This is a genomic window from Mycobacterium sp., from assembly GCF_965229265.1.
Classification (GTDB): Bacteria; Actinomycetota; Actinomycetes; order Mycobacteriales; family Mycobacteriaceae; genus Mycobacterium.
In genome coordinates this window covers 589642-608401 of the sequence record NZ_CBDDIY010000010.1, presented here as the reverse complement: position 1 = coordinate 608401, position 18760 = coordinate 589642, and the positions used below count along the sequence as shown (strand labels likewise).

Below are 18760 nucleotides of genomic sequence, written 5' to 3'. Positions count from 1 at the left end.
CGAATACCGTGGCCGAAGTGACGGATGTTACAGATCTGGTGAACTTCGGCGCGCTGACGTGCGAAGAGCGCACGCCAGCGCACCCACGTTGGCGGCATCAGCCGAAGTACTGCTCGTTGCCCGTCGGGTAGCCGCCGCCGTCCGTCGCGATGTGAACGTGGGTGTAGTGATTGGCGTCGTCGCCGCCGAGGTTGGGCATCAGATAGGGCTTACCGGTGCGGGAGTACATGATTCGCCGCCAGATCACGTGGTTGAGTGACAAGCGGTCGGCGTTGGTGAGGGCGAAGGCAGCGATCCGGTCGCCGAGCTCTTTGCCCGCCGGTGTCTGGTAGTTCGGGATCATCACGTCGATCGCCAGGCCCATCGGATGCCACCTCAGCGCATCGGCCCGCACGCCCCCGATGCTGTGGATCTCCGGGAAATAGGCGCTGATGAGTCGCTCGGCGAGGATCGTCTTGACCTGCAAGCCCCGCTCCGGGGCGATGCCGAGGGGCAGCGCGCGCAGGGCGCTGCGATTGACGGCGCTTCGACTGGCGACCAGTTCCGCCTGGGACAGCGCGATGTAGTGCGTGCCGGCCGGGCCGATGGAGCGGTCGAGGGGGCCGGCGGCCACCAGCTCCGCACAGCATTCGACGTCGGCCATAGTGCCTTTGCTGGGCAGAGCGCCGGTGCTGGAGGTGAGTATGGCGGCCACCGGTAGCGCGGCGAGCGCGACCACGGCGACCGACCACCGTCGCCGGGGCTTGGCTAACCGATGCTTGCCCACGCGCGGCACTTTACCTGGACCGTTACGCCGTCAAGACGTTCTTTCGCTATCTCCGGTTCGGGCCTCAACCCGGCCCGGCGGCCGCGCGACGTTGCTGTGACACCGGGCTGCGCTCACGGACCCGGCGGGTCGGAGTCGCCAGTTAGAACGCCCTGAACTGGGTGTTCATCTTCTGTTCACCGAACCGAACTCATACCGATACCATTGGTGTTTCAGTTCGCTCCGGCCCCGCCCGCGTGGACCCAAGGGCGCCATTTATTTCTTGAATCGGCCGGCGAATCCGCGCAGCGGAAGGTCGGAACTAGTGAGAAGTCCCGGCGGTGCGGCCACCACCGAGGCGATCGCATTGAGGGCGGGCAGACCGGTGACGGTCATCCCGATCGACGCGAACGACGCCGGATTGGACAGGTCGATACCGGGCTTCGGGAAGATCATGTGCTTGTTGTAGATGTAGGGGTCGCCGGTGATCTGGGTGATGTAGCAGCCCTTGATGTCCCAGCTGGGATCGGTGTGCGGGGTCATCTGCCACTCCAGATGCGTCTCCACCTTCGGCACGCCGTCTACCAGGCCCTGATATTTGAGGTAGTTGCCGCCCAGCGATCCCTTGGGTAGCTGATACCACCCGAGATCGACATCCTTGGTGCAGGCGCCCAGCTCGTAGCTGAACGTGACCTCGTCGAGCTGCAGATCGAAACAGTCGGCCATCATCAGCACGCTGTCGGCGAAGACCCGGGTGTACTTCTCGAGCATGCCGGGTAGTGCCGGGTCGTCAACCGGCAGGCCGTAGCCGACCTCCTTCCAGGTGTCCGCCGAGTGATGACAGGACACGTCCACCGACTCGATGGTGGTGACGTTCTCGATCTCGGCGACATCGGCCGAGCACACCACGCCCAGGATCTGATTGACACCGGGATTCATGCCGGTGCCGTAGAACGTGGAATTGCCCTTCTCGCAAGCCTCTTGGAGCAGCTGCGAGACCTTCTTGCCGGAGGGGTGCGGGTGATTGGTGTCGCGGTGCCAGCCGGTGATCCAGTCGGCGGTGGTGACGACGTTGATGCCGGCCTCGAGCACCTTGACGTAGAGGTCCTCGTCGGGGAACACGCCGTGGAAGGTCAGCACGTCGGGCTTGGCGGCGATGATCTCCTCGACCGACCCGGTCGCGGTCACGCCGAGCGGTGCCAGCCCCACGATCTCGCCGGCGTCACGACCGATCTTGTCCGGGGTGTAGCAATGCAGGCCGATCAATTCGAGATCGGGATGGTTGCCGATCCGCTTGATCATCTCGGTGCCGACATTGCCGGTCGCCACCTGGAACACCCGAATGGGTTTGTTGGCTGACACTTTCGTTCTCCTCAGTGATCGACTGCTGCGGCGGCTGTGCTGGTGTCCGGATAGAACTGCTTGGCCCACTGGCGAATTGCGGTGAAGCCCTCATACTCCGCGGTGGCCAGGGCGGGTCGGTCGGTGTAGCGCTGGTGCTGCCAGATGGCGATGTCGGCGGCGAACTGGTCGATCACCATCTGGCCGAACTCCTGCGCCTTGGTCTCGGCCTTGGGGCTGTCCTGGCCGGGCACCCGGCCGATGTACACCATGAAGCGCACGTCGCAGGTGCGGTCGTCTACTGGCGTGACTGCCGAGATGGTCCGGTTGTCCACCATGCCCCAACTCTTGGTCACCGCGACTCCGAGCCCGGCGTTGATCGCCTCTACACCGCTGTTGACGTCGTCGATAACCTGGCCTTCGTCGCCTTCGAAGGTGATCGTGAAATCGACGTAGGACACCGGCGTGTCGAAGTCGTGGCGGGTGAACAGGGGCACGATGGGCGTCTGGTGCACAAACTTGAAATGGGCGAAGTCCACCCCGTTTTCGAGCACGTACTGCGGATGCAGTTCCAGCTGGGGCCGGTAGAGCCGGGCCTGGGGGTAGTAGTCGTCGGCGCTGCTGTCGTCACCGAAATCGGCGAAGATGTCGGGCACCTCGAAGAACGGGTCGCGGCCCCGCTCGTCGTGCCAGATGTAGACCGAGGCGTTGCGCTCAACCACGGGATACGTGGGAATGCGGCGCCCGCGATTGGGCCGGTCCTGGTAGGGGATGCATACATTGCGCCCGCCGAGGTCCCACTGCCAGCCGTGGAAGGGACACTGGATGACCTCGCCGACTACCTGGCCGCCGTATCCGAGGTGCGCTCCGAGGTGTTCGCAGTAGGCATCCATCACCGTCACTGCACCCGACTGCGCCCGCCAGGCGACCATCTCGCGGTCGAAGTACGTCATCCGGTGGACGTCGCCCACGGCGATCTCATCGGACCACGCGACTTGGAACCAACCGGTGGGCTTCATCGACAGGGGCGGTTTCGCCATGGGCGCGAGTCTAGGAACAATTCATAGAAGCGTCAATGAAACACTCGGCCCGGCTACGATCCCGTTGTGGCGGAAGCGGACAGTGCGCGGCGACGACCGAACCGGCGGGGTTCGGCGACGCGGGAGAACCTGCTCGAGGCCGCCCTCGCTGCGCTGGCCTCCGGCGACCCCGGTGCGGTGTCGGCCAACCGCATCGCCAAGGAGATCGGTGCGACCTGGGGCACCGTGCAGTACCAGTTTGGTGATACCGACGGTTTCTGGGCCGCGGTGTTGCGCCATACCGCCGAGCGACGGGCCAACATCTTCGCCCCACCCGACCCGTCTGCGAGCCTGCGTGAGCGGGTGGCCGGCATCATCGACACGCTCTACACCGGGCTGACCAACCGGGATTCCCGTGCGATCGAGAACCTTCGTGCGGTGCTTCCCCGCGATTACGCCGAACTGGAACGGCTCTACCCGCAGACTGCCGCCGAACTGTTCTCCTGGGGGCAGGGCTGGCAAGAGACCTGTCAGAAGGCCTTCGCCGATCTGCACGTGGATCCGGACCGGGTGCGTGAGGTGACCTGGCTGATCCCCGGCGCGATGCGCGGAATGGCTTCGGAGAAGCAGCTAGGCACCTACTCCGACCTTGACGCTGCCCGGCGCGGACTGACCAATGCGATCGTGGCCTACCTCGACGACGGCCGGCGATAGATTCACGCGCCGGCCGACGTTCTCGCGAGGTGCCAATCGACGAATGCGTCAATTGGCGGGCGGGGAGCCGCACGGGCTGTTTGAATTCGGGCTAGCAAACCGGCGAGAACGAGGGGGCTAGCGGTGCTGAGGGAACGGGTGACGGCGGGCAGTGCACGCCATATCGGTCGGGTCGGTGGGCTTGCGGTGGTACTCGGAGCGGGCGTGGCGATCTCGTTCATGCCGTCGGTGGCCGCCGCCGATACCGCGGGTTCTCCCGGCGCGACGAACTCGGGCCCGTCGGCCTCGGGGCCGAAAGCCGCGGCACATTCGAACCGGGACGGTGCGCGTGCGCGGCAGTCACCCACCACGAAGGTGTCGCCAGGGGCCAACCGGGTGCGGGCGGTGAAGCCCACTGCGGCCGCGACCCGTGCTGCCGCGAGTTCGCCGGCACCGGGCATCCCGGATTCGGGGGCGGCGGTGTGGGCGCCGGAGGCGGTGACGCGGCGTGAAATCGGCGCCGGCCCAGCTCGCGCCGAGCAGACCGCACGCCGTCAACAGGTCAACCTGGCCTCAGCGGTAAACGAATGGACTTCTAGTGTCAGCGATTTCGTCGGAAGCCTGGTGGGCAACGGGACCGCCGAACATCCCAACGGGGGCCTACTCATCGGCAACGGATTCAGCTGGGATGCCACGACGTGCACCGGGGGGATCGCGTGCACTGGTGGTAACGGCGGGTTGCTCGGCAATGGCGGTAATGGCTGGAACGGTGGCAACGGCGGCGCCGCGGGCTGGTTCGGAAACGGCGGCGTCGGGGGCGACGGCCTGACCGGACAAGCGGGCGGGAATGGCGGCAGCGGTGGACTTTTCGCCGGTGACGGCGGCAACGGCGGCGCGGGCGGCGCCGGTGCCGTGGCCCAGGACACCGGTGCCGGCGGATCGGGCGGGGCGGGCGGTAACGGTGGTAGCGCCGGACTGCTCTCGCTGCAGGGCAACGGGGGAGCCGGCGGCGTCGGCGGGGTGGGCGCGGACGGTGCCGGGGGCGACGATGGCCAGGTTTCGGGCAGCGACGGCGAAGACGGCGGATCCGGTGGTGCCGGTGGCGCGGGCGGCAACGGCGGTGCTGGCAGCCTGGTGTTCGGCTTCGGTGGCAATGGGGGCGCGGGGGGCGTTGCCGGTCGCGGTGCCGCCGGCGGCCGGGGCGCCGATGGCGCACCCGGCGCATCGGCCGGCGCGGCCGGCCAGATCGGTGGCGGCGGCGGAAATGGCGGCTCGGGTGGCGCCGGCGGCGCCGGCGGTAACGCCGGAGCGGGACGAATCCTGTTTCTGGCGAACAACGCCGGCGTCAACGGTGTGGGAGGCACCGGCGGCAATGGCGGCGCGGCCGGCGCCCCTGGTGACGGTGGCGACGGCGCCGACGGCCTAGCCGCGGGCAATATCGACGGCGGTGACGGTGGCGATGGCGGTGATCCGGGCGTGGCGGGTAGCGGCGGCGCCGGCGGACAGTCTGGAGTGGGTGGCCGGGGCGGCGGTAACGGCGGTGGCGGTGTCTCCGGCCAGGTGCAGACCAACCGGGTGGGCAACGGGGGTCGTGGCGGCGACGGTGCCGACGGCGTCAACAGCGGTGACAGCGGCGGCAATGGAGGTAATGGCGGCGCCGGTGGGCTGATCGGCAACGGGGGCGACGGTGGCAACGGCGGCACCGGCGCCGATGGGGTCGACGGTGCGACCGGGGTCGACGGCGATACCGGCGGCAATGGCGGCAATGGTGGCTCCGGCGGCAATGGCGGCGCGAGCCGAGGCAATGGCGGCAATGGCGGCGCGGCCGGCGATGCCGGCCACGGGGGCCAGGGCGGTGCCGGCGCTCTCGGTGTACTCGGCACCGATAACGGCGACGGCGGTCATGGTGGGCGCGGCGGTGGCGGGGGCATCGGCGGAACCGGTGGTGACGGCGGCAACACCGCCGCGGGCGGCGTCAACGGCAGCGGCGGCCGGGGCGGGAACGGCGGCAACGCCGGTGCCGGCGGTAGGGGTGGCGACGGGGCCGTCGCCAGCGGGGACAAGGGCAGGGGCGGCGACGGTGGTGACGGCGGCGATCCCGGCGTGCACGGGACCGGCGGCCTCGGCGGTGCGATCGGCACCGGTGGTACCGGCGGCACATCGGGCGCCGGCGGCCACGACGGCAGCTCGGTGACAGCGGGCGGCGACGGCGGTGATGGCGGTGACGGCTCCGGTTCGGCTGCTCCGGGTGACGCGATAGGTGCCAGGGGCGGAAATGGCGGCAATGGCGGCGCCTACGGCAACGGGGGTAACGGTGGTGACGGCGGCGGCGTCAGCCCTAACGGGGCACTGGATATCGGTGATACCGGCGAGGGCGGTGCTGGCGGCCGTGGCGGCAGCGGTGGGTCCCTGGGCGGTAACGGTGGAACCGGTGGCGCCGGGGGTGGTGCTTCGCGTTATGCGACGGGGACGGGCGGCGCCGGCGGGGGCGGCGGCGTTGCCTACAACGGGACCGGCGGAGCGGGCGGAGTCGGCGGCAGTGCCACCGGGAGCCTCGAGAAGGAGGGCAAATACACCCTGGTCGGTGGCGATGGCGGCCTGGGCGGGCCTTCCTTCGGCGGCGCCGGCGGCGCTGGTGGCTCTGGCGGGGCCGTGACCCTGCGATCCCTATTCGAGGCCACAGAAGGGACGTTGACCGGTGGAGACGGCGGTACCGGCGGCAGCGGCACGGTCGTTGGCGGTGTAGGTGGTGACGGCGGCGGGGTGACGTCGAGCGTTGCTCGAGCGACCGTCCAGGGCGGCGCTGGTGGAAACGGCGGAATCGGCAGTGATGGCTTCTCGCCGTCCACCGGGGACGGTGGCAACGGTGGCGATGGCGGCGACGTCGTTGTCGAAAACACAGCCACGGCAACGGGCGGTACCGCCGGGCTCGGGGGCGCCGGCGGCACCCTGGGTCACGACGGTCAGCCTGGCGCCCAGGGCACCGTCGAGAAGTACCAACACTGACCCGTCGGCGAGCATGCCGTCGGCAGCTACGGCGACGCCGACGGCGTGACGCTGACGATCAGCCGCTCAGTCGGCCTTGGCGATCAACCGCTCCAGCGCCGCACGGTCGGGTGCGAGCAGTTCGGCGATGCGCGCCTGATTCACGTCGGCGACCAGGATCTCGCCGACGTCCTTGTGCACGTCGCTGAAGATGCCATGGGCCTTCATCTTGTCGGCTTGGTAGACGTTGTCCTCGGTCGGCGTCACGTAGTAGACGGCGTCGGCCTTGAACCGGTGCACCATCCACAGGTGGATGACCGTCATCAACCGCTTCTGGCGCAGCTTCTCGGCATAGGTGTTCTGATCGCGCACCTGCAGAATGCTGCGGCCATGCCGATCCTTGATCGGGTCGAACACCACGTCGGCCAGTTTCTCGCCGTCGGCGTCACCGTAGATGCCCAGCTCCAGGACGTCGGAGCCGGCCCGCCGCGGCCGTAACGTCACCCGCAGCTTCTCGCCGAGCTGATAGTGCTCGCTCCACAGCGCCAGCCACTCTTCGAGCAGCTTCTTGGGGACCTCGGTCTGCACCAGATGCTGGTGCTGGGTCGAGCCTTTACCCATCGACTTGGTGGTGGCGGTGCGTCCCGAGGACGCCGCCAGCGCAGCATCGCTGCGGGGTCCGCCGACCAGCGTTTGCGGTGTGCGGTAAGGCGATTCGACCAGACGCATCTTGCGCTGCAATCGGGCCAGCGCCAGCATGCCGTCCTGGCGCAGGGCGGTGGCGAACTCCTCGGCGGCGACACCGTCGATCTGGTGGCCGCCATAGGTCATGAAGTTGAAGACGAAGCCCATCTTGCCCAGTTCTTCGGGGAAGGCCCGCATCTCCTCGTCGCTCATCCCGGTGGTGTCCCAGTTGAACGAGGGGGACAGGTTGTAGGCCAGCATCTTGTCCGGGTACACCGCGTGCACGGCGTCGGCGAATTCGCGGGCGTCGGCCAGGTCGGCAGTCTTGGTCTCCATCCACAGCAGGTCCGCAAACGGCGCCGCGGCAAGGGATTTCGCGATCGCGTACGGGATGCCGCCGCGCACCTGGTAGTAACCCTCGGGCGTCTTGGCGCGCTCGGGGTCCCACGGCGCGTCCACCCCGAGTTCACGGGCCTTCTCCCGGGCGGCGTACAACGACGCCGTCTTGGCGAACTCGCGCCACTGCCCGACGCTCATCTCCAGGGGCTCGCCCTCGCTCTCGCGGAAGGCCACGAGTTCGGCGACCGCACCGCCGTAGGTGTCCAACCCGGCGTCGTCCTGCCAGGCGTCGACGAACTTCGACTCGACCTTGTCGAACAACGCATCCAGGGAGTGCTCGCGGTGATCGCGCCAGGCGGCGGCCTGTTCGGCGATCAGATCGAAGATGCCCTGACGCTGCAGCCACACGTCGGCGGCGGCGTACTCGCCCTCGGGCAGTGCGTACAGCAGGTGCCCGTTGAGCTCGGTGACGCCGGCCTCATAGAACCGCCGCACCATCGCCAGGAAACATGCCTTGTACGGCGGGACCTTCAGGTTGGTCGCCCCGAGCAGGAACGGCTGGTCGCGCTCGTCGGCGCGGCTGTCGATCAGGTTGGCCGCCTCGGCGTCGGTGCGCGCGACGATGATGCCCGGCACCCCCATGATGTCGAGCTGGAAACGGGCGGTGTTGAGCCGTTTGAGCTGCTCGTCGGAGGGCACCAGAACCTTGCCGCCCTGATGCCCGCACTTCTTGGTGCCCGGGCGCTGATCCTCGATGTGGTAGCCCGGCACACCGGCCTCGACAAAACGACGAATCAGGTTGCGCACGTGCGGGTCTCCGCCGTGTCCGGTGTCGGCGTCGGCGATGATGAACGGCCGGTAGTCGACGGCAGGCGTGGCGGCACGCTGATCGTCGGTCATCTGCAGGCGCAGATACTGCTGGTTGCGGTCGGCGGTCAGCAGGGCCCGCACCAGCCCGGCCGCCTCATCGGGCACCTGACTGAGCGGATAGCTGGCGAGGTCGGGACCGGGATCCTCGGTCGTGGATCCCTTGGCCGATGTTGCCCACCCGCCGAGGTAGATCCCCTCGATGCCCATCCGCTTCATCGTGACCGCCTGGCCGGGGGAGTACGGGCCAAAGGTGGTGATGCTCTTCTTCACGGCGAACAACTCGCGTAATCGCTTGTGGAAGGCGGTGGCGGCTCCTCGCGCCACGGCGTAGTCGACCGGGATGGTGCCGCGCTGTTCGACGACCTGCCGAGCGGTGTAGAGGCGGGTTATCCCGTCGAACCGCGGGCTGTCGAAGTAGCGCTGCGTCTCGGCGACGTCGCGTTCCAACGGTGACTGCGTTTCGGAGTCCGCTTCGATGATGGACATGGGGTCTCACGCTCCTCGCTGAGCTGGTATCCGCGCAGGCGCTGTTCGGTCGGGCGGCATTGTCGATTATCCCGACTCCACCGTCAGCTGGAGTGCGTTTGGGGCCAGTTCGGGATAGTCACGCGCGGACGCACCGGCCAATGCGGAACCGGCCGGAAGGGGATTGTCCCCGATCTCGGCCGGCGGTATTCGGTCAGCAAAGCCGCGGCGCTACATCTGTCAGAGAATTCGGAGTCTTCTGAAACTGCCCTGCTCGGACCTCGGATCGGCCTGGATGCCAGCATGTTCGGCGTCGGACACGCTGGCCGCACTTATTAACGAAGGAGCCAGTTATTTTGTGTAACCGAGCTTATGGCGAATTGTGGAGGTGGCTGTTCCCACATTCGAAAATCGGGTACATTCCTGTGGTCCGTCGCACTGACCCGGGGCCGGTGTGACGGGGACCTTACGCTTCGGGTCGGGGGAAGGAGGCGGCATGTTCGGCGGTCGGCGGCGCCATGACCACGACCCCAAGCAGATCGGGCGGCCAGCCCGGTGAGCGTGCACGACCGGCCCCCGCTGAAGATCGCGGGCGTGACCTTCCTCGTTGTGCTGGCTGCGGTCTGCACGCTGGTCTATCTCCAGTTCCGCGGCGACTTGACGCCGAAGGCACCGCTGACGATGGTGTCCGACCGGGCGGGGCTGGTCATGGACGCTGGTTCCAAGGTCACCTACAACGGCGTGGTGATCGGCCGGGTGGGCAAGGTGGCCAGCGCAGAGCGTGACGGGAAGACCATCGCGCACGTGACGCTGGACGTCGATCCCCGCTATCTGGCCAGTATCCCGGCCAACGTGCACGCCGATATCAAGGCCTCCACGGTGTTCGGTAACAAGTACGTCGCGCTGACGACGCCCAAGAACCCGTCGGCGACCCGGCTCAGCAGTTCCGACGTGATCACCGCCTCGACGGTGACCACGGAGTTCAACACCCTGTTCGAGACCATCACCTCGATCGCCGAGAAGGTCGACCCGATCAAGCTCAATCTGACCCTGTCCGCGACCGCCGAAGCATTGAGCGGGCTGGGGGCCAAGTTCGGCAGGTCGATCGTCAACGGCAACGCCGTCCTCGACGACGTGAACCCGCAGATGCCGCAGATCCGCTACGACATTCAACGGCTGTCCGACCTCGCCGACGTCTACACCAAAGCCAGCCCGGATCTGTGGGATGCCCTCGACCATGCGGTGATCACCGCGCACTCCCTCAACGCTCAGCAGAACGATATCGACGCCGCCCTGCTGGCCTCGGTCGGATTCGGCAACACCGGCGCTGACATCTTCGAGCGCGGCAGCCCCTACCTGCTGCGTGCGCTCTCGGACCTGGTGCCGACCACTGCGTTGCTGGACACATACAGCCCGGAACTCTTCTGCGCCCTGCGCAATGTCGCCGAGGCGACCCCTGCGGCTCTGGAAGCGTTTGGCGGCAACGGCTATTCGCTGAGCACCGTCACCGAGATCCTTGGCGCGCCCAATCCCTACGTCTACCCCGACAACCTGCCGCGGACCAACGGCCGGGGCGGCCCGGGCGGGGCGCCGGGATGCTGGCAGAAGGTCGACCGCAATTTCTGGCCGGCGCCCTACCTGGTGGTCGACGACGGCGCGTCGATCGCCCCGTACAACCATTTCGAGCTGGGTCAGCCACTGCTCACCGAGTACGTGTGGGGACGACAGGTCGGGGAGAACACGATCAACCCCTGACGACGTCGATTGCGTTACGTTGCAGTGTGTTTGACGCCGTGCGGGGTTATCTACGCAGGCAGTGGTGCGGGATCGGCTGGCGCGGGCGGGATTTCGGCACTCACCGGCACGATGTCACCGGCAGGTGCGGGGGGCAGGTCAGGCGCGGGCGCGTCGACGGCGTCGACGAAGACCGGAGCATCCGGCGGCGGAGGCGCGTCCGGGGCCGGCGGTGCAAGCGGATCCTGCATTTCGTCGGCGACCATCGGCAGGTACATGTGGTGGGTGAACTGAGGCTGGTAGGCGCCGCCGCCACCGACCCGGACACCCCCGCCCTCACCGCTGGAAACGGGGGTGCCATCGGGCAGTGTCACGGCGGTGTGCCGGCTGTTCCAGCCGATCACCAATGAGTTCGGCGCGGTCCCGTAATGGAACCCGCGGGCCAGGAGAGCGGACTCTTCATTACCGGTATGAAAGCGGCTACCGAAGGCGGGCCTGCCGGTGGCCACATTGGACACCCAGGACGCCAGGCCCGAACAGTCGGTGCCAGCCGGGCTGTCCCCACCGGGGACATACGGCGTACCTGACACCTGACTGATCAGCGTCATCAACGTCGCGATTGCAAACATGTACCCGAAAGTAACAACCGATTTGCGCCGTTACCAAAGTCTGTGCTTTCCATCACGTTTCGCAAAATCGAATGGCTCATACAACAAAAACGCTAAGAAATTAGAACACATTCAGCTTCGCAGGCTTTGCGCGGTTGGCGAATTAACCTGATGTGCAATTACTTTCGCGATTTCATGCGGTCGGTGGCGCGCAGGAGGCGCGGCCAGCCCTAAACCGGTGGTGCAGCATCTCGTGATGTGCCCGAGACCACTTGATCGATTCAGGCGAGCTGAAACCGTCGCCTCGCTGTGACCGCCGACATGAGCGGCGCCGAAGCGGCCAATCGCCACCTGAAACCACACCGGGTGAGGAGGATGAAGCGATGCGCGAATACCTCAAGTTCTACATCGACGGCCAGTGGGTCAAGCCCGTCGAGCTGAAGACGCTGGACGTCGACAACCCGGCCACCGAACAGGTCACCGGCACCATCGCGATCGGTTCGAGCGCCGACGTGGACAACGCGGTCACGGCCGCGCGCAGGGCCTTCGCCGACTGGTCGCAAACCTCCCGCGAGCAGCGCCTCGATGTATTGCAGGCGCTGATCGGCGAGTACCAGAAGCGCGCCGGGGATCTCGCCGAGGCCGTCACCGAGGAAATGGGTGCACCGCCTTCGCTGGCGGCCGGCCCGCAGGTCCAGATGGGACTCGGGCACCTGGTGACGGCCATCGACATCCTGAAGAACTTCTCGTTCGAGACCCAGCACGGAGCCACCCTGGTGGTCAAGGAACCGATCGGCGTGTGCGGTCTGATCACCCCATGGAATTGGCCGATCAATCAGATCGCCTGCAAGGTCTTCCCGGCCCTGGCGGCCGGCTGCGCCATGGTGCTCAAGCCATCGGAGGTCGCCCCGTACTCCGGGCAGATCTTCACCGAGGTCATCGAGGCCGCCGGGGTACCGGCGGGGGTGTACAACATGGTCTTCGGCGACGGCCCCGGTGTGGGGGTGGCGCTGGCGAGCCATCCCGGCATCGACATGGTCTCGTTCACCGGGTCGACCCGCGCCGGTATCGAGGTGGCGCGCAACGCCGCACCGACGGTCAAGCGGGTGGCCCAGGAACTGGGGGGTAAGAGCCCCAACATCGTGCTCGACGACGAGGCGTTCGCCCAGAGCGTCGCGGCCGGGGTCGCGGTGATGATGATGAACTCCGGGCAGAGCTGTAACGCACCGTCGCGGATGCTGGTGCCCAAGTCCAGGATGGACGAGGCCGTGACCGTGGCCAGGGCCACCGCGGCCGGGGTCACGGTGGGTGATCCGTCGGACACCTCGGCGATCGGCCCGGTGGCCTCCCGGGTGCAGTTCGACAAGGTCCAGGGGCTGATCCAGAAGGGCATCGATGAGGGGGCCACGCTCGTCGCCGGCGGCCCCGGCCGCCCGGACGGGCTGTCCACCGGCTACTACGTGCGCCCCACGGTGTTCGCCGACGTCAGCAACGACATGACGATCGCCCGGGACGAGATCTTCGGGCCGGTGCTGTGCATGCTGGGCTATGATGACCTGGATCAGGCCGTCGAGATCGGCAACGACACCGACTACGGGCTGTACGGCTACGTGTCGGGAGCCGATCTGGACCAGGCCCGCGCGCTGGCGCGCCGGATCCGGGCCGGCGCGGTGGCCATCAACCACGCCTTCGACATCAATGCACCGTTCGGTGGCTACAAGCACAGCGGCAACGGGCGTGAGTGGGGCCAGGAGGGCTTCGAGGAATACCTGGAGACCAAGGCGATGCCGGGCTACGCGCCGGCCGGCGCGGAAGGCTGACCCGAGCCACCCGTTAGCATCGGCGGTCATGCGGGTGCTGGTGCAGCGGGTCACCTCGGCGTCGGTGACGGTGGACGGCGCGGTGGTCGGGGCGATCCGGCCACCGGGGCAGGGCCTGCTGGCACTGGTCGGTGTCACCCATTCCGACACCGAGGCCATCGCGCGCAGGCTCGCCGAAAAGCTTTGGCAGTTGCGTATTCTCGACGATGAGCAATCCGCTGCCGATGTCGGCGCGCCAATTCTGGTGGTCAGCCAGTTCACGCTCTACGCCAATACCGCGAAAGGTCGCAGGCCGACCTGGAACGCTGCGGCACCCGGGCCGGTGGCCGAACCGCTGGTCACGGCATTCGCCGAAACACTGCGTGAGCTGGGGGCCACCGTCGGCACCGGCGTGTTCGGTGCCGATATGCAGGTGGAACTGGTCAACGACGGGCCGGTCACGGTGATGCTGGAGCTGTGAGACCCGCTCATCCGATTTGTTACCGGTCCGCGCCCTGCCGTCCACATCGGACGTGAGAACGTAGAAGCCTTATGCACACGCACAATTTCGTCACGTACGAGGAATTCGGCCGCCGGTTCTTCGAAATCGCGGTGACCGAGGAGCGTGTGGCTGCGGCACTGGCCGAGATCGCCGGCGACGAGTTCGAGATGGGCCCGATGGCCCAGGGGCCCGCGGGCCTGGCCCGGGTCACCGCGAAGGTGAAGATCCAGCAGCCCACCGCCCGGCGAACCGTTGGCGACACGCTGACCTTCAACATCCGCATCCCGCTGCTGCTGGAATTGCTCGTCGACCTGCGGGTGGACAAGCAGCGGTTCAAGGTCGACGGCGACATCGCGTTGCGCGCCACGGCCCGCGCCGCCGAGCCGCTGCTGCTGGTCATCGACGTGGCCAAACCCCGCCCCTCCGACATTGCGGTCCACGTGACATCGAAGTCGGTGCGCGGGGAGATCCTGCGCATCGTGGCCGGCGTCGACACCGAGATCCGCCGATTCATCGCGGCATATGTCGCCGAGGAGATCGACAGCCCGGCGTCGCAGCAGGCCAAGGTCATCGACGTCAGCGAGGCCGTCGCCTCGGCCTGGGACTGACCGGCAGCGCCGGCGCGGTGAACGCGCGGTGGCGCGTCAGTGAACGCCCGCCAACCGGGATCTTTCGCGAATCCGGGTAATCCGAAGCGATGACCCGCTTGAGTGGTACCCGATGACCGCCACCGACGCCGAGCACTGCACCGTGGCGCGGCAGCGCGCGGGCACCCGGGCCCGCCGGCTCACCCTGGTGCGCCGCGCCGCGATAGCGGTCTGGGTCGCCACAGTCGTATTACTCACGGCGACAACCGGTTTGGCATTCAACCGGGAGCTGGTGCTGGTCTACATCTGCACCGGTCTGCTGGCCGCCAGCATCGGCAGGCGCCAGTTGCTGCTGATCGTGCGCGACTGGCTGCCGTTCGCACTGGTGCTGGTCGTCTACGACCTGAGCAGGGGAGCGGCGCATCTGATCGGCACGCCCACCCAATGGCTCTGGCAGCCGGCGGTGGACCGGTGGTTGTCATTCGGCGCGGTGCCGACGGTATGGCTGCAGGAACACCTGAAGATGCCTTCTCCGCCCTGGTGGGAGGTGGTGATCAGCACCGTCTACATGTCGTTTTTCATCCTGCCGTACGCGGTGGCGGCGGTGCTCTGGCTACGCGACCGCGCCCTGTGGAGGGCCTTCGTCCGGCGCTTCGTGGCGCTGTCCTTCGCCGCACTGGCCATCTACGCGGTGCTGCCCGCTGCCCCGCCGTGGGCGGCCGCGCGCTGCGGGCCCGGCGACGTCGCCGGCGGCCCCGCCGAGCCGGCGTGCATGTTCCGGCCCGGTCCGGCCGGCGAAGGCCTGCTGGGCCCGATGCGCACCCTGCATGCTGGGGCCAACGACTTCGTGGAGCGAATCTCCAGCCGGGGCTTCGGCACACTGCACCTCGACGTGGCCCGCGCCCTGCTCGACGAGGGCCAGGCCAGCGTCAACCTGGTGGCCGCGATCCCGTCGTTGCATGCGGGCCTGTCGGCGATGATCGCTGCGTTCCTGTGGGCTCGGGTGGCTCGCCGGTGGCGGCCGCTGCTGGCCGGGTATGTGGCCGCCATGGCGTTCGCCCTGGTGTATTCGGCCGAGCACTACGTCATCGACATCCTGCTCGGCTGGGTGCTGGCGGTCACGGTGACACTGGTCGTCCGCCGCGTCGAACGCCGATCAGCGGCGCGGTCGGCGGGTGAGGTTCAGTGGCCTGCCGACGGCGCTGAGCTGGGTGAGAATGTCCTCGACCCGGGCCCGGGGAACCTCCGCGCGCCACTCGGGCAGGCTTCCGGTCAGGTGCAGGGTGCCGGGGTCGAACATCAGGCTCGTCAGGGTCAGGCCGCTGGCCAATTCGGGTAGTCGCACCGGATAGGGCGGCAGGCGGGTAGGTAGCCGCCAGCGGCGCCGGCCGGTCCACACGGCGCGCGGATGCAGCCACAGGGTGGAGTCGTCCAGGTTCACCTCGATCTCGACGCTGCCCAGCCGGGGGTGGCGGGCCCATCGCAAGCGGGCCAGGCCGTCGTCGCCCACCTGACCCGACAACCTCGGAAGAGCGGCACGCAAGACCTGGTCGAAGGCGTGCGTCGACACCTCCAGGCCGACATCCACCGGTGCGGCCACCAGCACCGGCGGCACCCCGGGCCGCAGCTGGACATTGTGCAGAACGACCGTAGCCCGTTCGAAATGCCTTGTTTCCCAACGGATGTTAGTGGCCGCGACCCGCACGTCGTTGAGCTGGCCGACGGCGAGGTGCCGGATGTCGAGGCGCGAATCGAACTCGGTGACCGTCAGCGTGATGTCCTCGTCGTCCAGCCGCACGGTCAGGGTGCGACCCACCACCAGGCGCCGGACCGACATGAACAGGGTCCGATAAGCCACCGCCACCCCGGAGTTCACCGGCAGTGCCGCCGCCGTCGACCACACCGAGGACAGCAGGTCCAGTGGCCGCAGCAGATCCCAGCGGGTCAATCCGAGCGAGCGCGCCATAGAGCTACCCATCCTGCTCGGTCGGCTCGGCGCGGCGCAACAGTTTGTGATCCGCGAGCACGGGTATAGCTGCGATCGATGACCTCGGTGGTGATAGTGGGAAGCGGGTTCACCGGTTTCGAGTGTGCGCGCCGGTTGCAGCGGCTGGTCCGCCGTCACGGCGCCGACGTGGATATCACGATCATTTCGCCGACCGACTACATGCTCTACACGCCGCTGCTGCCCGATGTGGCCGGTGGCGTGGTCGACGCCCGGTTCGTCACCATTCCGCTGGCCGGCACGCTGGGCGGGGTGCGGGCGGTGCGGGGCCGGGTCGAGCAGGCTGACCTCGCGGCACACACGCTGACCTACACCGACCCCGAAGACCGCCGCCACGAGGTGGCCTGGGACCGATTGGTGCTCACCCCGGGCTCGGTGACGCGGCTGTTCGACATCCCTGGCCTGGCCACCCACGCCCGCGGCCTGAAGTCCGCCGCCGAGGCGCTCTACCTGCGTGACCACGTCCTCGAACAGCTGGAACTAGCCACCATCGATGACGGTCCGGCCGTCGCCGCCGGCCGGCGCACCGTGGTGGTCGTGGGCGCCTCGTATTCCGGCACCGAACTGGTGGCCCAGCTGCGCGCGCTGGCCGACGCGGCGGCGCGCCAGAGCGGCTTCGACCCGGGTTCGGTGCGTTTCCTGTTGCTCGACCTGGCCGAGCAGGTGATGCCGGAGGTGGGCGCGAAACTCGGCAGGGCCGCGATGGACGTGCTGCGCGCCCGCGGCATCGACGTGCGGCTGGGTGTCACGCTGACCGAAGTGCACCCGGATCACGTTGTGCTCAGCGATGATTCACGAGTCGACACCCGCACGGTGGCCTGGGTTACCGGGGTGACCGCCGCGCCGTTGATCGCGGCGCTCGGGCTGCCCACCGAGAAGGGACGGTTGACCGTGGGCGTCGGCCTGGCCGTGCCCGGCCATCCCGACGTCTTCGCCGCCGGTGATGCGGCCGCCGTCCCCGACCTGACCCGGCCGGGTGGCATCACCCCACCCACCGCGCAGCACGCGGTCCGTCAGGGCAAGGCGCTGGCCCGCAACGTCGCCGCCAGCCTGGGACTGGCCACGGCCAAGGACTATCGGCACCGCAACATGGGCCTGGTGGTGGACCTCGGCCCGCGCCACGCGGTGGCCAATCCGCTCAATATCGCGCTGACCGGGTTCCCGGCCAAGGTCGTAACCCGGGCCTACCACCTGTACGCAATTCCGCGTGCCGTCAACCGCTGGGCGGTCGGCCTGGCCTACCTCACCGACCTGATGTTCCCGCGCACCGTGGTGTCGATGGGGCTTTCGACGAGCGAGGACGCGCAGTTCTCGGCCAGCGAAGGCATCCCGATGCCCAAGGCCGACTGATTACAGGTCCAGCTCCAGATGGCCGCCCTCGGGCGCGCGTGACACGCAGATCAGCATCATCGAGTCCGCGCGCTCGGGCTCGGTGAGCAGGGTATCCCTGTGGTGCACAACGCCATTGGTGACGCGGGTGCGGCAGGTACCACAGAAGCCCTGCTGGCACGAATACGGCGCGGCCACCCCGGCGCGCTGCAGGGCCGACAGCAGTGTCTCGTCGGGTCCCACGGTCAGCGTGGTGGCGGTGGAGGCCACCGTGACCATGAAGCTGGAGCCGTCGACCACCGGGGGTGCGGCAAACCGCTCGAAGTGCAGTTCCACGTCGGCCCGGTCGGCCAGCCGCCGGCTGATCGCGGTCAGCATCGGCGCAGGCCCGCAGGTGTAGACCGTCGTGCCATCCGGGCAGTCGCCCAACAGATCGTCGGCGGTGGGCACGCCGTCGACGTCGTCGGTGCGGACCTGCACCCGGTCACCGAAACGGCGCAGCTCGTCGAGAAACGGGAGGGACTGCTCGCTTCGACCGGCATAGATCATCGACCAGTCGACACCGGTGCGCTGGGCCAGCCTGAGCATCGGCAGGATCGGAGTGATGCCGATGCCGCCGGCGATGAACCGCAGCCGCCGGGACGGCGAACCGTAACCGGGAACGGCCAGCGGGAACGCGTTGCGGGGGCCACCGGTCTGCACCGTCGCACCCACGGGAAGGCCGTCGTGCACCTCGATCGAGCCACCACCGCCGTCGGGGATTCGGCGCACGGCGATCCGGTAGGCGGTGCGCACGCCCGGATCGCCGCACAGCGAATACTGTCGGATCCGCCCGCTGGGCAGGCGCAGGTCCAGGTGCGCCCCCGGATGCCAGCGCAGCAGGGGCCGGCGGTCCGGTGCCGACAGGGTCAGCGCGACGACGTTCTGGTCGCGAGCGACCACCCGCCGCTCAACGACCTGCAGGGTCAGGGTGCGATCGCGCTCCGGCGGCGGGGCGGGGCGGCGCAGGACACCATTGAGCGCCCACATCCCGGTGACGGTCGCGTCGGCCAGGC

General features: G+C 68.2%; 14 protein-coding genes. 8 read left to right on the top strand and 6 right to left on the bottom strand.

All coding sequences use genetic code 11. From position 1 onward, the window contains the following. Nucleotides 1-97: 97 nt before the first annotated feature. From ADBZ9K_RS05020 to ADBZ9K_RS05010, 3 genes are all read right to left on the bottom strand, one after another. The gene (locus ADBZ9K_RS05020) at nucleotides 98-766 is read right to left on the bottom strand and encodes a VldE C-terminal domain-containing protein (protein ID WP_526618909.1); all 669 of its coding nucleotides are present in this window, start codon (nucleotides 764-766) and stop codon (nucleotides 98-100) included. Between the two features lie 255 nt (nucleotides 767-1021). Further along, nucleotides 1022-2047, bottom strand: a complete 1026-nt coding sequence (locus ADBZ9K_RS05015) for an NAD(P)H-dependent amine dehydrogenase family protein (protein ID WP_526620740.1) — start codon at nucleotides 2045-2047, stop codon at nucleotides 1022-1024. Nucleotides 2048-2118: 71 nt separating this feature from the next. Then, nucleotides 2119-3126 carry an aromatic ring-hydroxylating oxygenase subunit alpha gene (locus ADBZ9K_RS05010; protein WP_526618908.1) on the bottom strand — a complete coding sequence of 336 codons (1008 nt, stop codon included), beginning with the start codon at nucleotides 3124-3126 and terminating at the stop codon, nucleotides 2119-2121. Nucleotides 3127-3192: 66 nt separating this feature from the next. Between ADBZ9K_RS05010 and ADBZ9K_RS05005 the strand changes: the two genes are divergently transcribed. Continuing rightward, nucleotides 3193-3819 carry a TetR/AcrR family transcriptional regulator gene (locus tag ADBZ9K_RS05005; protein ID WP_526618906.1) on the top strand — a complete coding sequence of 209 codons (627 nt, stop codon included), beginning with the start codon at nucleotides 3193-3195 and terminating at the stop codon, nucleotides 3817-3819. A 204-nt stretch (nucleotides 3820-4023) separates the two neighbouring features. Then, on the top strand, nucleotides 4024-6804 hold the full coding sequence (locus ADBZ9K_RS05000) for a GTP-binding protein (protein ID WP_526618905.1): 2781 nt from the start codon (nucleotides 4024-4026) through the stop codon (nucleotides 6802-6804). Between the two features lie 66 nt (nucleotides 6805-6870). Here ADBZ9K_RS05000 and aceA read toward each other — a convergent pair whose 3' ends face one another. After that, complete coding sequence (gene aceA, locus ADBZ9K_RS04995; RefSeq protein WP_526618904.1) at nucleotides 6871-9162, bottom strand: isocitrate lyase ICL2; 2292 nt, start codon at nucleotides 9160-9162, stop codon at nucleotides 6871-6873. 534 nt (nucleotides 9163-9696) lie between these two features. On the opposite strand from aceA, the gene ADBZ9K_RS04990 reads away from it, so the two are divergent. Beyond that, nucleotides 9697-10896: an MCE family protein gene (locus ADBZ9K_RS04990; RefSeq protein ID WP_526618903.1), complete on the top strand. Its 1200-nt coding sequence runs from the start codon at nucleotides 9697-9699 to the stop codon at nucleotides 10894-10896. Nucleotides 10897-10946: 50 nt separating this feature from the next. Here ADBZ9K_RS04990 and ADBZ9K_RS04985 read toward each other — a convergent pair whose 3' ends face one another. After that, the gene (locus tag ADBZ9K_RS04985) at nucleotides 10947-11504 is read right to left on the bottom strand and encodes a peptidoglycan endopeptidase (RefSeq protein WP_526618902.1); all 558 of its coding nucleotides are present in this window, start codon (nucleotides 11502-11504) and stop codon (nucleotides 10947-10949) included. A gap of 362 nt (nucleotides 11505-11866) precedes the next feature. Here ADBZ9K_RS04985 and ADBZ9K_RS04980 point away from each other — a divergent pair, with 362 nt between their 5' ends. The 5 genes from ADBZ9K_RS04980 to ADBZ9K_RS04960 all read left to right on the top strand — a co-directional run bounded on the left by ADBZ9K_RS04980 (nucleotide 11867) and on the right by ADBZ9K_RS04960 (nucleotide 17726). Continuing rightward, nucleotides 11867-13303 (top strand): aldehyde dehydrogenase family protein, encoded by a 1437-nt coding sequence (locus ADBZ9K_RS04980; protein WP_526618901.1) that lies wholly within the window; start codon nucleotides 11867-11869, stop codon nucleotides 13301-13303. A gap of 28 nt (nucleotides 13304-13331) precedes the next feature. Next, the gene (gene dtd, locus ADBZ9K_RS04975) at nucleotides 13332-13763 is read left to right on the top strand and encodes a D-aminoacyl-tRNA deacylase (RefSeq protein WP_526618899.1); all 432 of its coding nucleotides are present in this window, start codon (nucleotides 13332-13334) and stop codon (nucleotides 13761-13763) included. Between the two features lie 71 nt (nucleotides 13764-13834). Further along, entirely contained in the window at nucleotides 13835-14392 is a 558-nt protein-coding gene (locus tag ADBZ9K_RS04970) for a hypothetical protein (RefSeq protein WP_526618897.1), read from the top strand. Nucleotides 14393-14504: 112 nt separating this feature from the next. After that, nucleotides 14505-15710: a phosphatase PAP2 family protein gene (locus tag ADBZ9K_RS04965; protein WP_526618896.1), complete on the top strand. Its 1206-nt coding sequence runs from the start codon at nucleotides 14505-14507 to the stop codon at nucleotides 15708-15710. Nucleotides 15711-16415: 705 nt separating this feature from the next. Continuing rightward, nucleotides 16416-17726, top strand: a complete 1311-nt coding sequence (locus ADBZ9K_RS04960; RefSeq protein WP_526618895.1) for an NAD(P)/FAD-dependent oxidoreductase — start codon at nucleotides 16416-16418, stop codon at nucleotides 17724-17726. Here the strand turns inward: ADBZ9K_RS04960 and ADBZ9K_RS04955 are convergent, their stop codons facing one another. Then, the gene (locus ADBZ9K_RS04955) at nucleotides 17727-18734 is read right to left on the bottom strand and encodes a PDR/VanB family oxidoreductase (protein WP_526620738.1); all 1008 of its coding nucleotides are present in this window, start codon (nucleotides 18732-18734) and stop codon (nucleotides 17727-17729) included. Nucleotides 18735-18760 lie beyond the last annotated feature (26 nt).